This is a genomic window from Nocardia sputi, assembly GCF_023501985.1.
Genome location: NZ_JAMFLC010000022.1, coordinates 123337 through 140741 on the forward strand (window position 1 = coordinate 123337; position 17405 = coordinate 140741).

At 68.8% G+C, this 17405-nt stretch carries 20 protein-coding genes; 11 read left to right on the plus strand and 9 right to left on the minus strand.

Translation table 11 applies throughout. From position 1 onward, the window contains the following. Window positions 1–98: 98 nt before the first annotated feature. The 4 genes from M8859_RS27280 to M8859_RS27295 all read left to right on the plus strand — a co-directional run bounded on the left by M8859_RS27280 (window position 99) and on the right by M8859_RS27295 (window position 4551). The gene (locus tag M8859_RS27280) at window positions 99–896 is read left to right on the plus strand and encodes a HugZ family pyridoxamine 5'-phosphate oxidase (protein WP_195071034.1); all 798 of its coding nucleotides are present in this window, start codon (window positions 99–101) and stop codon (window positions 894–896) included. Window positions 897–973: 77 nt separating this feature from the next. Beyond that, the gene (locus M8859_RS27285; protein WP_249645013.1) at window positions 974–2293 is read left to right on the plus strand and encodes a family 1 glycosylhydrolase; all 1320 of its coding nucleotides are present in this window, start codon (window positions 974–976) and stop codon (window positions 2291–2293) included. Window positions 2294–2401: 108 nt separating this feature from the next. Then, window positions 2402–3229, plus strand: coding sequence for a proteasome subunit beta (gene prcB / locus M8859_RS27290; RefSeq protein ID WP_195071032.1), 828 nt, complete (start codon window positions 2402–2404; stop codon window positions 3227–3229). A gap of 563 nt (window positions 3230–3792) precedes the next feature. Beyond that, entirely contained in the window at window positions 3793–4551 is a 759-nt protein-coding gene (locus M8859_RS27295) for a hypothetical protein (RefSeq protein ID WP_159928684.1), read from the plus strand. A gap of 72 nt (window positions 4552–4623) precedes the next feature. Here M8859_RS27295 and M8859_RS27300 read toward each other — a convergent pair whose 3' ends face one another. Beyond that, window positions 4624–5922: an NtaA/DmoA family FMN-dependent monooxygenase gene (locus M8859_RS27300; protein WP_249645014.1), complete on the minus strand. Its 1299-nt coding sequence runs from the start codon at window positions 5920–5922 to the stop codon at window positions 4624–4626. Window positions 5923–5979: 57 nt separating this feature from the next. After that, window positions 5980–6168, minus strand: coding sequence for a hypothetical protein (locus M8859_RS27305; RefSeq protein WP_195071030.1), 189 nt, complete (start codon window positions 6166–6168; stop codon window positions 5980–5982). A gap of 181 nt (window positions 6169–6349) precedes the next feature. On the opposite strand from M8859_RS27305, the gene M8859_RS27310 reads away from it, so the two are divergent. After that, a complete protein-coding gene (locus M8859_RS27310) occupies window positions 6350–6610 on the plus strand; it encodes a hypothetical protein (RefSeq protein WP_249645015.1) in 261 nt (86 codons plus the stop codon). 114 nt (window positions 6611–6724) lie between these two features. Here M8859_RS27310 and M8859_RS27315 read toward each other — a convergent pair whose 3' ends face one another. Beyond that, a complete protein-coding gene (locus tag M8859_RS27315) occupies window positions 6725–7363 on the minus strand; it encodes a TetR/AcrR family transcriptional regulator (protein ID WP_159928692.1) in 639 nt (212 codons plus the stop codon). Window positions 7364–7424: 61 nt separating this feature from the next. Between M8859_RS27315 and M8859_RS27320 the strand changes: the two genes are divergently transcribed. From M8859_RS27320 to M8859_RS27330, 3 genes are all read left to right on the plus strand, one after another. Next, window positions 7425–8189, plus strand: a complete 765-nt coding sequence (locus tag M8859_RS27320; RefSeq protein ID WP_159928694.1) for an SDR family NAD(P)-dependent oxidoreductase — start codon at window positions 7425–7427, stop codon at window positions 8187–8189. Next, entirely contained in the window at window positions 8186–8689 is a 504-nt protein-coding gene (locus M8859_RS27325) for a VOC family protein (RefSeq protein ID WP_195071028.1), read from the plus strand. Before M8859_RS27320 ends, M8859_RS27325 begins: the two co-directional genes overlap by 4 nt. A 148-nt stretch (window positions 8690–8837) precedes the next feature. Beyond that, a complete protein-coding gene (locus M8859_RS27330; protein ID WP_195071027.1) occupies window positions 8838–9713 on the plus strand; it encodes a TIGR03619 family F420-dependent LLM class oxidoreductase in 876 nt (291 codons plus the stop codon). 15 nt (window positions 9714–9728) lie between these two features. On the opposite strand, the gene M8859_RS27335 is transcribed toward M8859_RS27330, so the two are convergent. From M8859_RS27335 to M8859_RS27345, 3 genes are all read right to left on the minus strand, one after another. Then, on the minus strand, window positions 9729–10592 hold the full coding sequence (locus M8859_RS27335; RefSeq protein ID WP_159928700.1) for a fructosamine kinase family protein: 864 nt from the start codon (window positions 10590–10592) through the stop codon (window positions 9729–9731). Continuing rightward, window positions 10589–11368 carry a helix-turn-helix domain-containing protein gene (locus M8859_RS27340; protein WP_249645016.1) on the minus strand — a complete coding sequence of 260 codons (780 nt, stop codon included), beginning with the start codon at window positions 11366–11368 and terminating at the stop codon, window positions 10589–10591. The genes M8859_RS27335 and M8859_RS27340 overlap by 4 nt, the downstream gene beginning before the upstream one ends. 174 nt (window positions 11369–11542) lie before the next feature. Continuing rightward, on the minus strand, window positions 11543–12166 hold the full coding sequence (locus M8859_RS27345) for a hypothetical protein (RefSeq protein WP_249645017.1): 624 nt from the start codon (window positions 12164–12166) through the stop codon (window positions 11543–11545). A gap of 185 nt (window positions 12167–12351) precedes the next feature. Here M8859_RS27345 and M8859_RS27350 point away from each other — a divergent pair, with 185 nt between their 5' ends. The 3 genes from M8859_RS27350 to M8859_RS27360 all read left to right on the plus strand — a co-directional run bounded on the left by M8859_RS27350 (window position 12352) and on the right by M8859_RS27360 (window position 14018). After that, window positions 12352–13191, plus strand: a complete 840-nt coding sequence (locus M8859_RS27350; protein ID WP_249645018.1) for an ABC transporter permease — start codon at window positions 12352–12354, stop codon at window positions 13189–13191. Between the two features lie 28 nt (window positions 13192–13219). Next, window positions 13220–13600 (plus strand): inorganic diphosphatase, encoded by a 381-nt coding sequence (locus tag M8859_RS27355; RefSeq protein WP_249645019.1) that lies wholly within the window; start codon window positions 13220–13222, stop codon window positions 13598–13600. Window positions 13601–13796: 196 nt separating this feature from the next. Further along, window positions 13797–14018 carry a DUF6480 family protein gene (locus M8859_RS27360; RefSeq protein WP_195071088.1) on the plus strand — a complete coding sequence of 74 codons (222 nt, stop codon included), beginning with the start codon at window positions 13797–13799 and terminating at the stop codon, window positions 14016–14018. 69 nt (window positions 14019–14087) lie between these two features. Here M8859_RS27360 and M8859_RS27365 read toward each other — a convergent pair whose 3' ends face one another. From M8859_RS27365 to M8859_RS27375, 3 genes are read right to left on the minus strand one after another with little or no spacing between them, the layout of a single operon-like run. Next, window positions 14088–14927, minus strand: coding sequence for an SDR family oxidoreductase (locus M8859_RS27365; protein ID WP_159928710.1), 840 nt, complete (start codon window positions 14925–14927; stop codon window positions 14088–14090). Window positions 14928–14987: 60 nt separating this feature from the next. Next, complete coding sequence (locus M8859_RS27370; protein WP_195071024.1) at window positions 14988–15548, minus strand: hemerythrin domain-containing protein; 561 nt, start codon at window positions 15546–15548, stop codon at window positions 14988–14990. Between the two features lie 20 nt (window positions 15549–15568). Continuing rightward, on the minus strand, window positions 15569–17350 hold the full coding sequence (locus M8859_RS27375; RefSeq protein WP_159928714.1) for a thiamine pyrophosphate-requiring protein: 1782 nt from the start codon (window positions 17348–17350) through the stop codon (window positions 15569–15571). Between the last annotated feature and the right edge of the window lie 55 nt (window positions 17351–17405).

Here is a 17405-nt window from a genome sequence, read left to right on the forward strand (position 1 = left end):
GCAAGTCTGGCCGATCGGCGGCGTCTGCGCGCGGCCAATTGATTCGCGCTTGTGAGGATGTGCGGCGTTTCGCGGGGACGCGCTGGGAAGATGGGGGCATGACTGTCGATCATGGTGATCCCGGCGACGCGCCTTCGGTGCCGCCGCCGCTGGCGCCGGTGCCGAGTCCGGCTCGTCCCTCGGCGGCGGAGGAGGCGAAGACTGTTGCGGTGTCGTCGAATACCGCGACGCTGGCCAGTCTGGCGGAGGATGGTTCGCCGTGGGCGTCGTTGGTGGCCTACGGGTTGCTGGAAGGGCAGCCGGTGTTGTGTGTGTCGCGGCTGGCCGAGCACGGGCGGAATCTGGCGGCGGACGCGCGGGCGAGTGTGGCGGTGGTGGCGCCGGACCCGCCGGCGGACCCGTTGGCGGGTGCGCGGATCACGCTGGCGGGTGTGGTGGAGCGCCCGGTGGGTGCGGAGGCGGTCGCGGCGCGGGAGGCGTATCTGGCTGCGGTGGCCGCGGGGCGGATGTACATCGATTACAGCGATTTCTCGCTGTGGGTTCTGCGCGTGCGCCGGGTGCGCTGGGTCGGTGGGTACGGGCGAATGGATTCGGTGAGTGCCGAGGAGTACGTGGCGGCGGAGCCGGATCCGGTGCTGCCGTCGGCGGCTCGTGCGGTGGCGCATCTGAACGACGACCATGCCGATGCGTTGCTTGCCATGGCGCGGCGGTTGGGCGGGTATCCCGACGCGAGCGCGGCCAGTTGTGAGCGTGCGGACCGGTATGGCTTGGATTTGCGGGTGGTGACGCCGCGGGGTGTCGCGCGCACGAGGGTGGGGTATGCGGCTCGGATCGACGCGGTCGAGCAGTTGCGGGCGGCGACGGTGGAGTTGGCGCGGCGGTCGCGGGAGGATTGAGGGGTCGTGAGGTTGCCGGAGGGGCGACACGGCGTCATTACGACTGACGCCAGCAATCTGACAGTTACGCTACGGCGATGGATACACGCACTCGCCGGCGCGGGTTCGCCGCGCTGTCCGCCGCTGCGGCGGTGCTGATGTCTTCGGGTGTTTCCGCCGCTCAGCCGAGCGGCCAGCTGCTTCCGTTCGATGTGGACTTTTTGTGGGGTGTGTCGTCGTCGGGGTTTCAGTCCGAAGGTCATGCGCCGGACAGCAACTGGTCGCGTTACATCTCGGCGGGTGAGACGGCCGATCCCTACCGGGATTCGGTGGACTTCGCCCGCCGCTACATCGCCGATATCGATCTGGCGGCGCGCCTGGGTGTGCGGGTCTACCGGGTGGGTATCGAGTGGGCGCGGTTGCAGCCCGCGCCGCATGCTTGGGATGAGGCGGCGTTCGGTTTCTACGACAATGTGATCGCGCGGATCATCGCGGCGGGGATGCGGCCGATGCTGACGTTGGATCACTGGGTGTATCCGGGGTGGGCCGCCGATCGTGGCGGGTGGCGCGCTCCGGGGATGGTCGAGGATTGGCTGGCGAATATGCGCAAGGTGGTGCACCGGTATTCCTCGCGTGATCCGTTGTGGGTGACGTTCAACGAGCCTGCCGCTTATGTCGGCACCGAGTTGCGCACGGGTGGGATCGGTGTCGACGAGGCGCCGGTGATGGTGGATCGGATCGCGCGGGCGCACAACGAGATCTACGACGTGATACACGGTTATCGGCTGGATGCGCTGGTGACCAGCAATCTGGGTTATGTGGCGGGTGCGGAGACGGAGGTCAATCAGCCGATCGTGGATCTGATCTCGGCGAAGCTGGATTTCATCGGGGTCGACTACTACTTCGCGCCGCTGCCGGAGACCGAGGAGGCGGCGCAGGGGGGTGCGGCGGAGGGTCCTGCGATGTGGGAGTTGCCGGTGCATCCGGAGGGCATCTACTACGCGTTGCGGCATTACGCGCGTCAGTTTCCGGATCGTCCGCTGTATGTCGTGGAGAACGGTCTTCCGACCGAGAACGGGCAGGTTCGCCCGGATGGCTATACGCGTGCCGATCATCTGCGGGACACGGTGTATTGGCTGCAGCGGGCGAAGGCTGATGGGATGAACGTCATCGGTTACAACTACTGGAGTCTCACCGACAACTATGAGTGGGGTTCGTACGCGCCGCGGTTCGGGCTCTACACGGTGGATGTGCTGACCGATCCGGCGTTGGCGCGTCGCGCGACCGATGCGGTCGATGCCTATGTCCGGCTGATCCGGGCGGGTGGTGTGGCTGCGGGTTATCAGCCGACCCGCGCTCCGGTGCCATGCGTGCGGATCGACGCGCCGCAGACCTGCGTCGGGGGCGACGCGGCGTAGCGGGGCGCTGCTGGTTGTCGGCCCAGGGCGTTTTCGTTCCGGTAACGTCGGCGGGAGAGCACGTATCGCGTTCGCGGGTGGTGCAGGCTCGGCCCGGAAAGGTGATTCATGACGACCGACAGCTACCTGCCTCTCGGTTTGCGGTACCCGGAGGCGTCGTTCTCGGAGTTCTTGCGCAGGTACGCGCCGCAGTTGTTGCCGGAGGGAGGGTTCGCCATCAGCGGCGGCGGAGATGGTGCCGCGCCGCATGGGACGACGATCGTGGCGGTCGTTTATCGCGGTGGTGTGCTGGTGGCCGGTGACCGGCGGGGCACGATGGCGCATCTGGTGGCGACGCGCGATATGCAGAAGGTTTTCGTCACCGACACCTATTCGGCGGCGGGTTTCGCGGGCACGGTGGGGATGGCGTTGGAGATGATTCGCTTGTTCGCGGTGGAGTTGGAGCATTACGAGAAGATCGAGGGGGCTTCGCTGACCTTCGATGGCAAGGCCTCGAAGTTGTCGGCGATGGTGCGCGCCAATTTGCCTGCGGCACTGCAGGATATGGCGGTGATTCCGCTGTTGGTCGGCTATGACCTGGATGCCGCCGAGCCGGAGCGGGCGGGGCGGATCGTGTCCTATGACGCGGTGGGCGGCAGGCATGAGGAGCGGTTCGGTTACGCGGCGGTCGGTTCGGGGTCGGTGTTCGCCAAGTCGTCGTTGAAGAAGACCTACCGCCGCGATATCGATGAAGAGGGGGCGCTGCGCCTGGCGGTGGAGGCGTTGTTCGACGCGGCCGACGACGATACCGCGACGGGCGGGCCGGATCTGCTGCGTGACATCTATCCGACGGCGGTGCTGGTCGATGCCGACGGCGCGGTGGAGGTGCCGGATGAGCGTCTGGCGGAGATCGCTCGTGCGGTCGTCGAGGCGCGTGCGGCGGCGGAGGCTCACTGAGCGGCGGCGTTCGCTCGGTCGGCGGGCCGGTCGGTCGTTGCGGACACCTGGTGTGCGAGTTTGTGACCGAAGTCCCATTTCGCACATGTTAAGCGTGTCACAGCAATTCGCGCGCGGACGCGCGGACGCGTTGCGGCGGAAACGCGAATATCGAGTTCAACGCCATGGCCGGAAATGTTACTCACCGGTTGGGTCACTCTCGGCTCGATACGTGCGGAGCTGGGACGATGCTTGGGAGATGGATCACGCTTGCCTGCTGCGACCGAGCTGCTTACGGTTATTTCCGTCGATGGCCGATGACGCCCGATCGAATTACATCTCATTGATGTGCCGCGAATTCTGACCCTCCCGGGCAATTCCACTGTTATTGCGCTGGGTGGCGGCATAATTCACGCGGTACCGGCGAAACTGGAGCAATGGTACAACCAACCCCTTGGCAAGTAACCGAAGCGCGACACCGTCGGAGCCGCGGCTCCGGCCGCCCGGCACAGGGCGCGACGCCACCACGGAGGCTTGATTGGGGTTTTCTCTTCGCCGCGGTCACGAGTCTCGCCACGTTCGCTTTGCTGTTCCAGCCGTGGCTTTCGGCGTCCGGCTCCGGTGGCGAGGCTCGCTCCAACGCGTTCGGCCGGGTTTCCGGTTTCACCGACGGCGTCGACGAGTGGTCGGTGTCGAAATTCCGTGATGTGAACATCAGTGGCGGCTGGGGTCTGCTGGCCGCCGCCGCGATGGTCGTCACCGTGTTCGCGGTGGTGGCGCACCTGCGCTCGCGCACCCGCATGTTCGCTCACCTGGTGATGGGTTCCAGTGTGGCCGCGGCCGTTCTGGTGCTCGCCATGCTGCTGTATCTGGATGCTCGCGGGCCGGAATTGCGGACCCTGGTCGATCAAGGGGAAGGTTTCGGCGCGGCGATTCTGCGGGTTTTCGACGAAGGTTCCACGGGCGCTTCGGGGACCGGTGCGCGGCGCATGGCCGGCGCCGGGCTGACGCCGGTGGCGTTGCTCGCCGGTGTGATGGCCTGTGCCGGCGCGGTGGCCGCTGTCGCACAGGGCACGCGCCGCTACGACCTGAGTCCGATGCGGGCGCTGTCGTGGATGGTGACGCCGTTGCCCGAGGAGCAGACGCAGCAACCCGCGGCGCCCGCCGAACCGACGCGGCCGACGGAGCAGGTTGCGCCGGAATCCGAGCGGCTGTTGTGGGACGAACTCGTCTTCGACGACGATCTGGTCGCCAACATCACCTGGGTGCGGAACACGAACCCGCCGCAGAACGAGGCCTCGGATCGCCGTATGAACACCTCGACGCCGGTTCTCACCCGCTAGCAGCCGGTAGTGGCTCCGGTGCGTCGACCAGCCGTTCGTAACTCGGCGGCGCGGTGGCGGGCGTCGCCGGGGTCATTCCGGTAGCGGGAAGAGTTCGAGGTTTTCGCGGAGGGTGCCGCCGAGGTAGTCGGAGCCGACGATGCCGCGGCGGCGCAGTTCCGGCAGCAGTCCGTTCACGACGAAGTCGCGGGTGCGTTCGTCGGCGAGCCCGCCGAGGGAGATCACGTCGAGAACTCCTGCGTTGTAGCGTTCTTCGACCGCGTCGGCGAGTTGTTCGGGGGTTCCGACGGCTGCCCAGTGCCCGGTGTCTTCGGCGGCGATGATCAGCTCCCGCAGTGTCTTTCCGGACCGTGCGAAGTTGCCGAAGATCTCCACGCGGCCGCGTCTGCGGTGTACGGAGGTCACGTCGGGGAGCAGACTCTCCGGTAGCGGCTTGTCCAACGGCAGGTCGGACAGGTCGATGCCGCCGCCCAGCATATCGGCGAGCGCGGCGCGTCCGGCCTGGAAGTCGGTTGCCTCCGCTTGTTCTCGCGCCAGACGTCGGGCTTCGGCTTCGGTGGCGCCGTAGGTCGCGTGGAACGAGCTCATGATCAACGGCAGGCCCTCGGCCCGGCCGAGTTCGCCGGCGCGGGCGCGGATGCGCTTGGTGTAGGTCACCGCGTCTTCCGGTGTCGGCAGCGAGGTGAACACGACCTCGGCGAATCGTGCGCCCAGCTCGATGCCGCCTGCCGACTGCCCGGCCTGGAACTGGACGGGGCGGCGCTGCGGCAGGGGCGGGATGTTCAGCGGCCCGCGCACGGTGAAGTACTGCCCCGCGTGATCGATGGGCCGGACGCGGGTGGCGTCCAAGATCGCGCCGCCGCGCCCGTCGGAGGTCAGCGCGCCGGGCTGCCAGCTGTCGAACAGTGCGTTGACCACCTCGAGGGATTCGGTCGCGCGTGCGTAACGCTCTTCGGGGCTGGGCAGGTCCTGGTCACCGTAGTTCTCCTCCCCCACCGAGGAAGTCACCGCGTTCCACGCGGCGCGGCCGTTGCTGATGTGGTCGAGTGTGCCGAACAACCGTGCGAGGTTGTAGGGGTGGTGGAAGGTGGTGGTCACCGTCGCGATCAGTCCGACGTGCGAGGTCATGGCGCTCAACGCGGACAGGAAGATCAAGGGTTCCTGCGCGCCGATCGCGCCCTGTGCCCCGAAGCTGAGCAGGTCGGCGGCGAAAAGGGCGTCGAACTTGTGTCGTTCGGCGATCTTCGCGACCTCGATGGAGGACGCGATCGTGGTGGTGGTCGGATCGATGGCCGCCGCGTAGACGCTCACCGCACCGCTGACTCCCGTGACGGTCTTCAGCGGCCGCCGTCGTCCATCAGGATTGCCCATTGCGGCGACGCTACCGGTGCGCTTCTGGGGCGTAACGGGTTGTGATCAGCGAGATGATTACTGCTGGAGAGGCTCTCGCCGTTCTTCGCCTCGGTCCTCGGTCGCCGGGCGGGTGGCGCGAGGCACCCGCACCACGCCGGAGTCGAGGTCGATGTCGAAGCGCGGTGTGTGGGTTTGCCCGTCGCTGTCCTCGCTGCCGTCGTGAGTCAGCTTCTTACCCGGAAACAGCTCCCCGATGACGCCCATACGATCACGATACGCGCGGGCGATACGTCGTCCGCCGGAGCGTGAGTCGGACAGTCCCATTTCGGCACCTACAGGGCAACAGGTCGGTTAGCATCATGTCCTGCTCCCCTCGGCCGAGGACCGCGGCACGGTGAGCGCTGGGCGACCGACAATGTGAATCGACGACAGATCGGCCTACCGAATGGAATACGACGCCGACCTCGCCCAGGCCCGGGTCTTCTTGGAATTGCTCGCCGTGCGTGCGCAGGCATTGGCCAGGGAGATCGGATTCGCCCACCGTGGCGATCCCGCAAGGCGGAACGAGCTGCACAGTGAATTGCGCGCTGTGCGCCGCTATATCGACCGGCTCCACCACAGGTTCCCGGAAACCGTGCCCCAGAGCGACCGGCGGCTGGCGACGGTCCCGGGGTGTGCGCCCGGGCCACGGCGGACGCTGGGTTGAGGCGGTGAGACTGCCGTAATGACGAGTGCCGCGCGTTGCCGCTGGTCGCCGGTCTGCGGCGGAGTGCCGACCGTGGGCGGCGGGGACGGTGTCCGGTCGCGCGCCGCGCCGATTTCAATGTCCCGGTGCGGCTGCTGTGTCGTCGTGGACGGGCACGGTGAGCATGGCGACGATCATGTCCACGATTTCCGCCGCGTCCCCGGGGTGGGCGGTGCGGACGCCCGATTCCAGGGTGCGCTCGTAGTCGGCGATCAAGGCCAACATGACGGTGGCCATGGATTCCAGGCGCTGCCTGCGCAGCCGCCGTGGCAGGCCGGACAGTGCGGCGTCGAGCCGGGTGGCGATGATCCGGACCGCGGCGCGGTCGGCGCCGGCGAGGCGGCGCGCGTCCGCCACCACGGGGTGGGTGCGCACGACTTCCAGGAACCGGCCCAGATGGGTCACGCGATGGTGGCCGAGCAGTTCGAGGATGGGTGTCGCGAGCATGGCGACGAGGGTGGGCAGGTCGTTGGCGCCGCCTTCGGCTTCGTGGGCGGCCAGCAGCTGCATGCGCCGCTGTTCGAGCCAGTTCATCCGCCGCTGCACGATGGCCTCGATCAGGCCGGTGCGCGAATCGAAGTAGTAATGCACGGCGGAGTTGTTGCGCTGGCCCGCCGCGGCGGCGATGTCGCGCAGCGGCACGTCGACGCCGCGTTCGGCGATGAGGCGTTCTCCGGCGTCGAGCAAAGCGGTGCGCGAATCGTCGCTCGGCATACCCGCACTGTACTAAACACAAGTATTGACGATGTTAAACACAGATGCTTAATTAAACGACGTGAATGATGTGGCGGTGGTCACCGGCGCCGCGTCCGGCATCGGCGCCGCGCTGTGCCGACTGCTGGCCGCGCGGGGCGTCGCGGTCGTGGCCGCCGACGACGATGCCGCCGGGCTGGTGGGGCTGGCGGCCGATACCGCGATCCATACGCAGGTCGTCGACGTCTCCGACGACGACCAGGTGCGCCGCCTCATCCACGGAGCCGTTGCCGAGCTGGGAGGCATCGACTTCCTGTTCAACACCGCGGGTATCCGCCTCGGCGGCGCGGCCGAGCACATGCCGTTGGCGCAGTGGCAGCGGATCGTGGACGTGAATCTGTGGGGTGTGGTGCACGGGACGCGGCACGCCTACCCGCTGATGCGCGCACAGGGTTCCGGCCACATCGTCAACATGGCCTCCATCGCGGGACTCACACCCGTGGCACCGTCGGCGGCGTATGCGATGACCGAGCACGCCGTTGTCGGGTTGAGCACCGCGCTGCGCGTCGAAGCGGCCGCGGCGGGCGTCAGGGTCAGCGTGGCCGTACCGGGAGGGGTCGCGACCGACATCGTCGATTCCGGCATCGACCTGCCGGGGTATTCGTATCGCGGGCCGGCGCGCCGCATTCCGATCGGGATGATCGGATCCGAACGGGCGGCGCAGCACATTCTGCGTGGCATGCGAAAGAACAAGCCGTACATCGTGTTCCCCCGCTACAACAGAGCCGTGCTGGCCGCCTACCGGTGGTGTCCGCGGCTGATGAGCCGCCTCGGAGGACGCCGATGATCACCGAAGGCCCGATCTTCCAGCTGTGCTGGGTGGTGGAGGACCTGGCCGCGGCAGTCCGGGCGTTCACCACCCGGTACGGGGTCGGCGAGTGGTTCACCATTCCGGAGGTCCACTTCGGCCCCGATACCGCCGAACTGCGTGGTGCGCTCGCCGATTACACCATCGGCGTGGCGCTCGGCTACGCGGGCGGCCAGCAATTGGAGCTGATCGAGCCGCGCGGCGGGGTGAGCCTGTACTCCGAGCATCTCGATCGTCTCGGCCCCGGCCTGCATCACGCCGCCTGGGTGCCCGACGACTACGACGCCGCGCTCGCCGAGGCCCGCGCGGCGGGTGTCGAGATCGTCGCGCGCGGCAGGTTCGAAGGCGTCGGGATGGAGTTCGCCTACCTCGACGGCGGACCGCTCGGTTCGCACATCGAACTGATGCGGCTGTCACCACAGATGAAGGCGATGTTCGACCACTTGATTCCGGAAGGTTTCACCAACCCATGGCAGTAGGCGGTGTTCCCCCGAGCGGCCTCGACACCATCGAGGCGGTTGGGTCGCGCTTGCGCCGGTTCCCCTCACATCTCGGCCAGGGCCCGGTCCGCGGGCACCGGCGCCGGGGCCCACGCGGCGCGCTCGACGCGCCAGGAAGGCGAGCATCATGCGCTTCACCTACGCCGAGACGATGACCGATCCGTCGTATTACCTCGCTCTCGCCAAGGCCGCAGAGGAGGCGGGCTATACCTCCATGGCGGTCGCCGACAGCGTGGCGTATCCGAGGGAATCCGAGGCGAAGTACCCCTACACACCCGACGGAAGCCGGGAGTTCCTGGAGGACAAGCCGTTCATCGAGGCTTTCGTGCTCAGCGCGGCGATGGCGGCGGTGACCACCACGCTGCGTTTCACGCCCTTCGTGCTGAAGCTGCCGATCCGGCCCCCGGTGCTGGTGGCCAAGCAGGCCGCCTCGGTGGCCGCGCTGAGCGGTAACCGATTCGGGCTGGGCGTCGGCATCAGCCCGTGGCCGGACGACTTCGAGATCATGGGTGTGCCGTTCGACAAACGCGGCGCGCGGATGGACGAATGCATCGATATCGTGCGCGGACTCTCGGCAGGCGGGTACTTCGAGTACCACGGGCAGTTCTACGACATCCCGCCGATCAAGATCAGCCCGGTGCCGACCGAACCGGTGCCGATCCTGATCGGCGGGCACAGCAAGCCCGCGTTGCGCCGGGCCGCCCGACGCGGCGACGGATGGATGCACGCCGGTGGCGACGGCGCCGAACTCGACCGGCTGCTGGCCGAATTGGACGCCCTGCGCGCGGAATACGGCACCCGCGAGGATTTCGAAGTGCACGTGATCTCGCTGGACGGCTTCACCGTCGACGGCATCAAGCGCCTCGAGGACAAAGGGGTCACCGATGTGATCGTCGGATTCCGGCTGCCCTACACCACCGAACAGGACACCGAGCCGCTGGACACGAAGATCGCCAACCTGTCCCGCTTCGCGGAGAAGGTCATCGCCCGGGTCGACGGGTGACGCGCGGGCCGCAGGTCAGGACGCGAGCGCCGCGCGGGCCGCGGTGACGGTCCGCGCGCGATAGCCCGCGCCGAACAGCACGACGTGCACCAGCAGCGGGTGCAGCTGGTGCAGCGGCGTACGGGTTCGCCACCCGTCGGCGAGCGGATGGGTCTCGTGGTAGGCGGCGAGGATGCGGTCCAGGTGCGCCGCGCCGAAGAGGGCCAGCATGGCCAAGTCGGTCTCGCGGTGACCGGCGTGCGCGGCGGGGTCGACGAGCATCGCGCGCTGCCGGGTCCACAGGATGTTGCCCGACCAGAGGTCGCCGTGGATGCGGGCCGGAGGCTCGTCGGGCCCGGCCAGGTCGTCGATGCGTTCGATGACGCGCTCGAGCAGGCGTGTGCCCTCGGCGCCGAGAGACCCGGCGGCCGCAGCGAGGTACGGTGCGAGGCGATGCTCGGCATACCACCGCGGCCACGGCCCGTCGGTGGGGGTGTTGGGCAGCGGCAGGCGCGCGATCCAGCCGTCCCAAGGCGCACCGTAGAGCTCGGATCGGCCCGCGTGCAACGCGGCCAGTTCACGGCCGAGACGTTCGGCGGCAGCGGGTGTGGGGCCGGATTCCTCCAGCCAGGGCAGCACCAGCGTCCGTTCGTCGGCGGCCAGCACCTCCGGCAGCAACGCGCTGACGCCGTCGCGGTCCCGGCCCGTCCCCCGCAGCCACGCCAGGCCCGCCGCTTCGGCCGCGAAGACCGGTGTCGGCTGCTGCGAGGCCTTCACGAAAATGGTTCGGCCATCGGCCAATTCGGCGCGATGCAGCGTCCACGCGTGGCCTTCGCCGAGATCGGTGACGGCGCGCACGGACACGCCGAGCAGCGCGGACAGCTGGGCGGCGGGGGTCACCGGGCGCCCGCGGTGAGGCGCTTCTTGGTGTCCTCGTCGGCGGGGAAGAACGATTCGATGGCCAGTTCGGCGACGGTGACGTTCATCGGGATGCCGAACACCGTCGTGACGCTGAGGAACGACAGCTCGTCCCCGTCGTGTTCGATCCGCAGCGGGACCACCGCCTGGTCCGGTTCGGGGACGGCGAGCTCGACTTCGCCACCGGGATAGGACCGCAGCTCCTCGAGCAGGTCGGCCAGGTCCCGTGATCCGGTGACCTCGGCTTGGCGCGCCAGGCGGGCGAAGATGTGGCCGCGCCACTCGGCGAGGTTGCGGATGCGCCCGGCCATCCCGTCGGGGTGCAGGCTCAGCCGCAGGGCGTTCACCGGCGGTCGCGCCAGTGCCGGATCGATGCCGTCGATGAGGACGGCCACACCGCTGTTGGCGTCGATCATGGTCCAGTTCTGGTCGATGGCCAGCGCCGGATAGGGTTCGTGACCGGTGAGAATCTGGCGCATCGCGCCGCGGATGGCGTCCATGGCGGGGGTGTCCAGGCCGGGTTGCGCGTAGGCGGGGGCGTAGCCCGCGGCCAGCAGCACGCGGTTGCGTTCGCGCAACGGGATCTCCAAGTGCTCGGACAGGTGCACGATCATGGTCCGGCTCGGGGTGGCGCGTCCGGTCTCGATGAAACTCAAGTGCCGGGCCGAGGTGTCGGCCCGTCCGGCCAGTTCCAGTTGGCTCAGCCTGCGTTCCAAGCGCCAGTGTCGCAGCAGGTCGCCTGCCGTGGGGGTACTCACTCCCCGATCCTACGAACGGCCGCGGGGCGCGGCCATTACCTCGCGGGTAATCGACATCTATACCGTCGGCGTGCGGCGCGGCGTCCGAGCGCTCGTGGATCGGGCGGATCGCGCGATCGCGAGCACGGAGATCCGGCCGGACAAGCCCGTGTTCCGGCCGGATATCGGAGGATCTCAGGCCATCTCGGGTACCCGCAGGTGCGCGAACGCCAGGTCGAACTCTCCGACCTCGAGCACGTTGGCGCTCACTCGCTGCGTCGCCATGGTCCTGATCCGGTTGGTCTGCTCGCGGCTGCCCTCCATCGCCTCCCGGGTCTCCCATACGGTCGCTCCCACCGCTCGGCCGCTGGCCCGATCGAGGAACAGGCTCGCGCTGCAGAATCCGTCGAGCATCTCCGTCTGCGGCAGCACTTCCATCTTGAACGTGTCGGCCAGCTGGTCGAGCCGGCCCGGATCGACCTGCACCCACGAACACCGGGCACAGGCATTGTCGCCGGCCGGATGGTCACGGTGCATCACCGCGATCTCCCATTCCTCGACGCGCTCCACCCGGCCGCCGAGCCGCCGGGCCAGGCCGTCGCGCAGTTGCTGGACTCGTCCTCTGCTGGCATGCAATGCCTCCTCTGCTTCCCATGAGGTCGTGGCGACGCAGCGCCCGGTCGACCGGTCGGCCATCAAGGACAAGCCGACCCATCCCTGGATTTCGGGCAGATTCGGCATCACTTCATCACGCAGGTACGCGATCCCGTCGTCGATCGACGAGGGCTGGGCCGCGATGGTGCTGGAACGTGCGTACACGGGCCACCTCCTGCTCTGGTCAGGGCGGCGCCCCGGTGGCGCCACCGGACATACTCACCTTCCTCCAGCCCGCGCTCGCACGCAATGCCCTCACTCTCGTGCGCCATCGCCTGGCCGTGGCGGGTCGGCACCGTCGGTCGCGACGTCGAACCCGGGTGGGTGTGGCGGCGTGAGAGAGTGCACGGATGAATACGGCGATCACGCCCGGGGTGGGGTTGGTGGTGGTGTGCGCCGTCATGGTCGTTGCCGCGGCGGTGGTGTACGGGGTCGCCGGGCTGGGGCGGGTGACGGTGGCTCCGTGGGCGGCGGTCCGCGGCGCCGCGCAGCTCGCCGCGGTCGCGCTGATCCTGACCGCGGCGCTGGCGCAGCTGTGGTCGTCGCTGCTGGTGCTGGCGGTGATGTTCGGCGCGGCCGTGGCGACCTCGGCGCGGCGCGCCCGCGCGGGCGGATCGGGGTTGTGGCTGAGCCTGGCGCTCGGCGCGGGTCTGGGCGCGGTGCTGCCGATGTTCCTGCTCAGCGGCGTCGTCCCGCTCAGCGGGGTGGCGCTGGTGCCGATCGGCGGCATCGTCTCCGGTGGCGCCATGACCGCGACGTCGCTGGCGGCGCGGCGTGCCCTGGACACGATCGAGGAGCGCTGGGGGGAGGTCGAAGCCGCGCTCGGTCTCGGGTTCACCGAGCGTGACGCGCGCCTGGAGATCATCCGGCCCACGGCCGCCGACGCGCTGCTGCCCGGCGTCGACCAGACCCGCACGGTCGGGCTGGTGACGCTGCCGGGGGCGTTCGTCGGGGTTCTGCTCGCGACCGGCTCGGCCGCGCAGGCCGCCGCGGTGCAGATCATGGTGCTGGCCGGGCTGCTGCTGGCGCAGTCCTGCGCCGTCGCGGTCACCCTCGAACTCGTCGCCCGCGCCCGGGTGCGTCGCCGCGCCCTCACGCCGCCGGCAGCCGATCGATCGTCACAGAGCCTGCGCGCGCGGATCGCGGCGCGCGCCCCGGTGATCCCGGTCGAGCTTCGTCGCCACCGGTGACGGGCGTGGATCCGCGTAGCGTGGGACGATGACCGACACGCCCGCGATGGAGGATTCCGAATCGCTGCGATCGGCGCGCCGATTCCTCGGCCGCACAGTGGATCTGGTCTTCGACCGTCCATACGGCAGCCATCATCCGACGTGCGGCTTCCGGTACCTCGCCAACTACGGCTATGTGCCGGGGACCCTCGCGCCCGACGGTGCGGAGCTCGACGCCTACTACCTCGGCCCGGCCGAACCGATGGTCCGCGCACGCGGACTCTGCGTCGGGATCATCCACCGGCTCTACGACGATGACGACAAACTGATCGTCGTCCCGGACGGCAGTCCCGTCCTCGACGACGCGGCGATCGCTTCCGCGGTCGAGTTCCAGGAGACCGCCGGTCACTACGTCATCGTCAGGTTGTGACCGGCGATCACCTGAGCGCGGGTCGATTGGGCACGCGGATACCGGGTAGGCCCCTGGCATGGAACTGTTGGTGATTCTCGGGCTCGCGGTGCTGGTCGGCGCGGTGATCGTGTACCGCAAGAAGCCCGGCAAACGACCTGACGCACCGCCCGAGGTACCTGGAAACGACGGCGAATAGGGAGCGGCAGTGAACGCGATGGATCCGGACCCGACGAGGACGCCCGATCTGGAACCCGGCGGCGGCGTGCCACCGGGCTCGACGCCGCCGGATACCCCGCAGACTTCCGGGCTGTCCGCGCCGGAGCCCAGCACCAGACACCACTTCCCGGTCACCGGGGTCGCGGCGATGGTGCTGACGGCGGTGGTGGTGCTGGTCTTCCTCGCCGCGGCGGTCGGGATCGTGGTGTCGATGCTGTGACCCGTCACCGCCGCGCCGGGCGGCCGCTTCGCGCAGCGGCCGCCCGTGCGGTTCCTCGTGCCCAGGCGGTCACAGGATCGGGCGGCCGCCGGTGACCGCGATCCGTGCTCCGGAGATGTAGCTGCCCTCGTCGGAGGCCAGCAGAACGTAGGTGGAGGCCAGTTCGGCCGGTTGACCGGCACGGCCCAGCGGTGTGTCGTCACCGAAGTGGGCGACCTTCTCCACCGGCATGGTGGAGGGGATCAGCGGGGTCCAGATGGGCCCGGGGGCAACGCTGTTGACCCGGATTCCGCGCTCGCCCAGCAGCTGGGCGAGGCTGGCGGAGAAGTTGGCGATGGCGGCTTTGGTCGCCGCGTAGGGCGCCAGCGTCGGGGAGGGCATGTCGGAGTTGACCGAGGAACTCCCGATGATCGAGGAGCCGGCGGGCATATGCGGCAGCGCCGCCTTCACCAGGTAGAAGTAGGCGTTGATGTTCAGTTTGACGGTGTGGTCGAATTCCTCGTCGCTGATCTCCTCCAGCGTCTCGTGGGTCATCTGGAACGCCGCGTTGCTCACCAGCACGTCGATCTTCCCGAATTCCCGCACCGCCCGGTCGATGACGGCGCGGCAGTGCGCGGCGTCGGACAGGTCGCCCGGCACGAGCACGGCTTTGCGTCCCGCCTGCGTCACCAGGTCGGCGACTTCCTTCGCGTCCTCGTCCTCGTCGAGATAGGAGATCAGCACGTCGGCGCCTTCGCGCGCGTAGGCGATCGCCACCGCTCGCCCGATGCCGCTGTCGGCGCCGGTGATGACGGCGGCCTTGCCGGTCAGCCTGCCGGATCCGCGGTAGCTGTCCTCGCCGCAGTCCGGCACCGGGTTCATCCTGGCCTGGATGCCTGGCACCTTCTGTTGCTGTTCGGGAAACCCCATGGTCGGTGTCCTCCTTCTTCCGTTTCGGCGTTCGGGTGGCAGGCCGGGCCTGCCGATGGTTCACATGTCCTGGTTGCGCCGCCAGTCCCGCACCGCGTCGCGGGCGCGGTCGAACAGCGCCAGTGGAGGTCCGGCCAGGAGGTTCGCGGCCGCGGACTCCCCCGTGCCGGGGTGCGGGCGGGTGGGTGCCACCGCTTCGGCGGCGCGCACCGAACCGGCCATGCGCCGTAGCTGATCGGTCGAGAACTGCGCGCGCAGCAGCGTGAACTCCTCGGTCTCCTCGCGTGTGGCGTGCTCGGCCACGGCGTCGGCGAACGCGGCCAGCGCGGCGTCGAAATCGGGATGGTCCACCCCGAGGTCGTACAGGTGTGCCAGCGCCCGCTTGGCCGCGTTCTCCTCCTCCAGCCGCGGTCGCACGATGTCGTCGTCGGCGCCGAAACGGGCCCGCCCGGCGACCGGATGCACGACCTGCTCCTCGGCGCTCTCGTGCACGGCCAGCAGCCGCACCAGATCGGTGAACAGATCCTGCTTCCCGTCCTCACCCGCCTTCAGTCGCGCCAGCAGCGTGGTGATCTGCGCGTGCTGGGCGGTCAGCAGGTCGACGACATCCTGGTCGGTCATCGCACCACTCGTTTCGGTCGCTACGGAATGAACTCCTGGATCTTGGTTTTCGCGCCCTGCGCGACGAGGTGCCAGGCGTCCGGGTCACCGCGCAGCACGGCTTCGGCGGTGTCCTTCATCTGGTCCCAGGTGGCGTGCGGCGGGATGGGCGGCACGTCGGGGTCGCAGTGCACGTCGAGCACCACCGGGCCGTCGGCGTGCAGGGCGCTGTCCCAGGCCGGGCCGAGTTCCTCAGGTGTGCGCACGGTGATCCCGGTCAGGCCCGCGCTGCGGGCGACCTCGGCGTAGGAGACGTCGGGAAGGGTTTGGGACTGTTCGAACTTCGGCGCACCGCCCATGGCGCGCAGCTCCCAGGTGACCTGGTTGAGGTCGTTGTTGTGGAAGACGCACACCACCAGGCGCTGATCGCTCCAGCGTGATCGGTAGCGGGCGATCGTGAGCAGTTCGGCCATGCCGTTCATCTGCATGGCGCCGTCGCCGACCAGCGCGATCGCGGGCCGGTCGGGGTGGGCGAACTTGGCGCCGATGGCGTAGGGCACGCCGGGGCCCATGGTCGCCAGGGTGCCCGACAGGGAACCGCGCATCCGGCCGCGGAAGCGCAGGCAGCGGGCGTACCAATTGGTGGAGGACCCGGAATCCGCTGTGACGATGGCGTTGTCGGGGATGCGTTCGGACAGTTCCCACACCACCCGCATCGGGTTGACCGGTTCGGCGTCCAGCAGGGACTGGCGTTCGATGGTCTGCCACCAGCGGGCGACATTCTTCTCGATCTTCTCCCGCCATGCGCGGTCGTCCTTGCGCCGCACCAGCGGAATCAGTTCGCTCAGTGTGGATTTCGCGTCGCCGACCAGGTTCACCTCGGTCGGGTAGCGCATGCCGATCATCGTGCCGTCGATATCGATCTGCACCGCGCGCGCCTGCCCGAGTTCGGGCAGGAACTGGCTGTAGGGGAAGTTCGATCCGACGATCAACAGTGTGTCGCAGTCACGCATGAGCTCGTAACTGGGCCTGCTGCCGAGCAATCCGATCGCCCCGGTGACGAAGGGCAGATCGTCGGGCAGGACGTCCTTGCCCAGCAAGGCTTTCGCCACGCCCGCGCCGGTGCGCTCGGCGAGCTCGACGACCTGCTCGGCGGCCGAGCGGGCGCCCTGACCGATGAGGATCGCGACCTTCGATCCGGCGTCGAGCACTTCCGCGGCGCGCCGGATGTCCTCGGGGGCGGGAACGACGCGCGGCGAGTGCAGTCCAGGAGGGCTCGACGGCACCTGTTTGAACGCGTGCTGCGGTGGCCGGTAGTCCTCCTCCTGCAGATCCGACGGCAGGATCACCGCCGTCGGGGCTCGGCGCGCGAGCGCGACCCGGAAGGCGCGGTCGAGGGCATTGGGCAACTGGCTGGCCACGTTCACCTCGACCAAGTAGTCGGAGGCGACGTCCTTGAACAGGTTCTGCAGGTCGACTTCCTGCTGGTAGCTGCCGCCCATCGCGCTGCGCGCGGTCTGCCCGACGATCGCCACCACCGGGACGTGATCGAGTTTCGCGTCGTACAAACCGTTGAGCAGATGGATCGCCCCCGGCCCCGAGGTCGCGGTGCACACACCCACCTTGCCGCTGAATTTGGCGTACCCGGTGGCCTGGAATGCCGACATCTCCTCGTGGCGGGCTTGGATGAACGCCGGATTGTCCCCCGCGCGGCCGAAAGCGGCGATCAGACCGTTGATCCCGTCGCCGGGATAGCCGAAGACCTGCTCGACGCCCCACTCCCGCAGACGTTGCACGACGTAGTCACCGACCTGTTGAGCCATAGGGTTCCTCCTCGTCGATGTGGCGGTGGCAGGGTCCGTCGCCGGGCGGATACCC

Bases quoted from the DNA above. Each gene is read 5' to 3' on its own strand.
- M8859_RS27370 (WP_195071024.1), bottom strand. From the start codon at position 15,548: ATGACCGACCAGGATGTCGTCGACCTGCTGACCGCCCAGCACGCGCAG.
- prcB (WP_195071032.1), top strand. From the start codon at position 2,402: ATGACGACCGACAGCTACCTGCCTCTCGGTTTGCGGTACCCGGAGGCG.
- M8859_RS27355 (WP_249645019.1), top strand. From the start codon at position 13,220: ATGACCGACACGCCCGCGATGGAGGATTCCGAATCGCTGCGATCGGCG.
- M8859_RS27305 (WP_195071030.1), bottom strand. From the start codon at position 6,168: ATGGGCGTCATCGGGGAGCTGTTTCCGGGTAAGAAGCTGACTCACGAC.
- M8859_RS27310 (WP_249645015.1), top strand. From the start codon at position 6,350: ATGGAATACGACGCCGACCTCGCCCAGGCCCGGGTCTTCTTGGAATTG.
- M8859_RS27375 (WP_159928714.1), bottom strand. From the start codon at position 17,350: ATGGCTCAACAGGTCGGTGACTACGTCGTGCAACGTCTGCGGGAGTGG.
- M8859_RS27325 (WP_195071028.1), top strand. From the start codon at position 8,186: ATGATCACCGAAGGCCCGATCTTCCAGCTGTGCTGGGTGGTGGAGGAC.
- M8859_RS27285 (WP_249645013.1), top strand. From the start codon at position 974: ATGGATACACGCACTCGCCGGCGCGGGTTCGCCGCGCTGTCCGCCGCT.
- M8859_RS27365 (WP_159928710.1), bottom strand. From the start codon at position 14,927: ATGGGGTTTCCCGAACAGCAACAGAAGGTGCCAGGCATCCAGGCCAGG.
- M8859_RS27315 (WP_159928692.1), bottom strand. From the start codon at position 7,363: ATGCCGAGCGACGATTCGCGCACCGCTTTGCTCGACGCCGGAGAACGC.
- M8859_RS27350 (WP_249645018.1), top strand. From the start codon at position 12,352: ATGAATACGGCGATCACGCCCGGGGTGGGGTTGGTGGTGGTGTGCGCC.
- M8859_RS27360 (WP_195071088.1), top strand. From the start codon at position 13,797: ATGGATCCGGACCCGACGAGGACGCCCGATCTGGAACCCGGCGGCGGC.
- M8859_RS27300 (WP_249645014.1), bottom strand. From the start codon at position 5,922: ATGGGCAATCCTGATGGACGACGGCGGCCGCTGAAGACCGTCACGGGA.
- M8859_RS27280 (WP_195071034.1), top strand. From the start codon at position 99: ATGACTGTCGATCATGGTGATCCCGGCGACGCGCCTTCGGTGCCGCCG.
- M8859_RS27330 (WP_195071027.1), top strand. From the start codon at position 8,838: ATGCGCTTCACCTACGCCGAGACGATGACCGATCCGTCGTATTACCTC.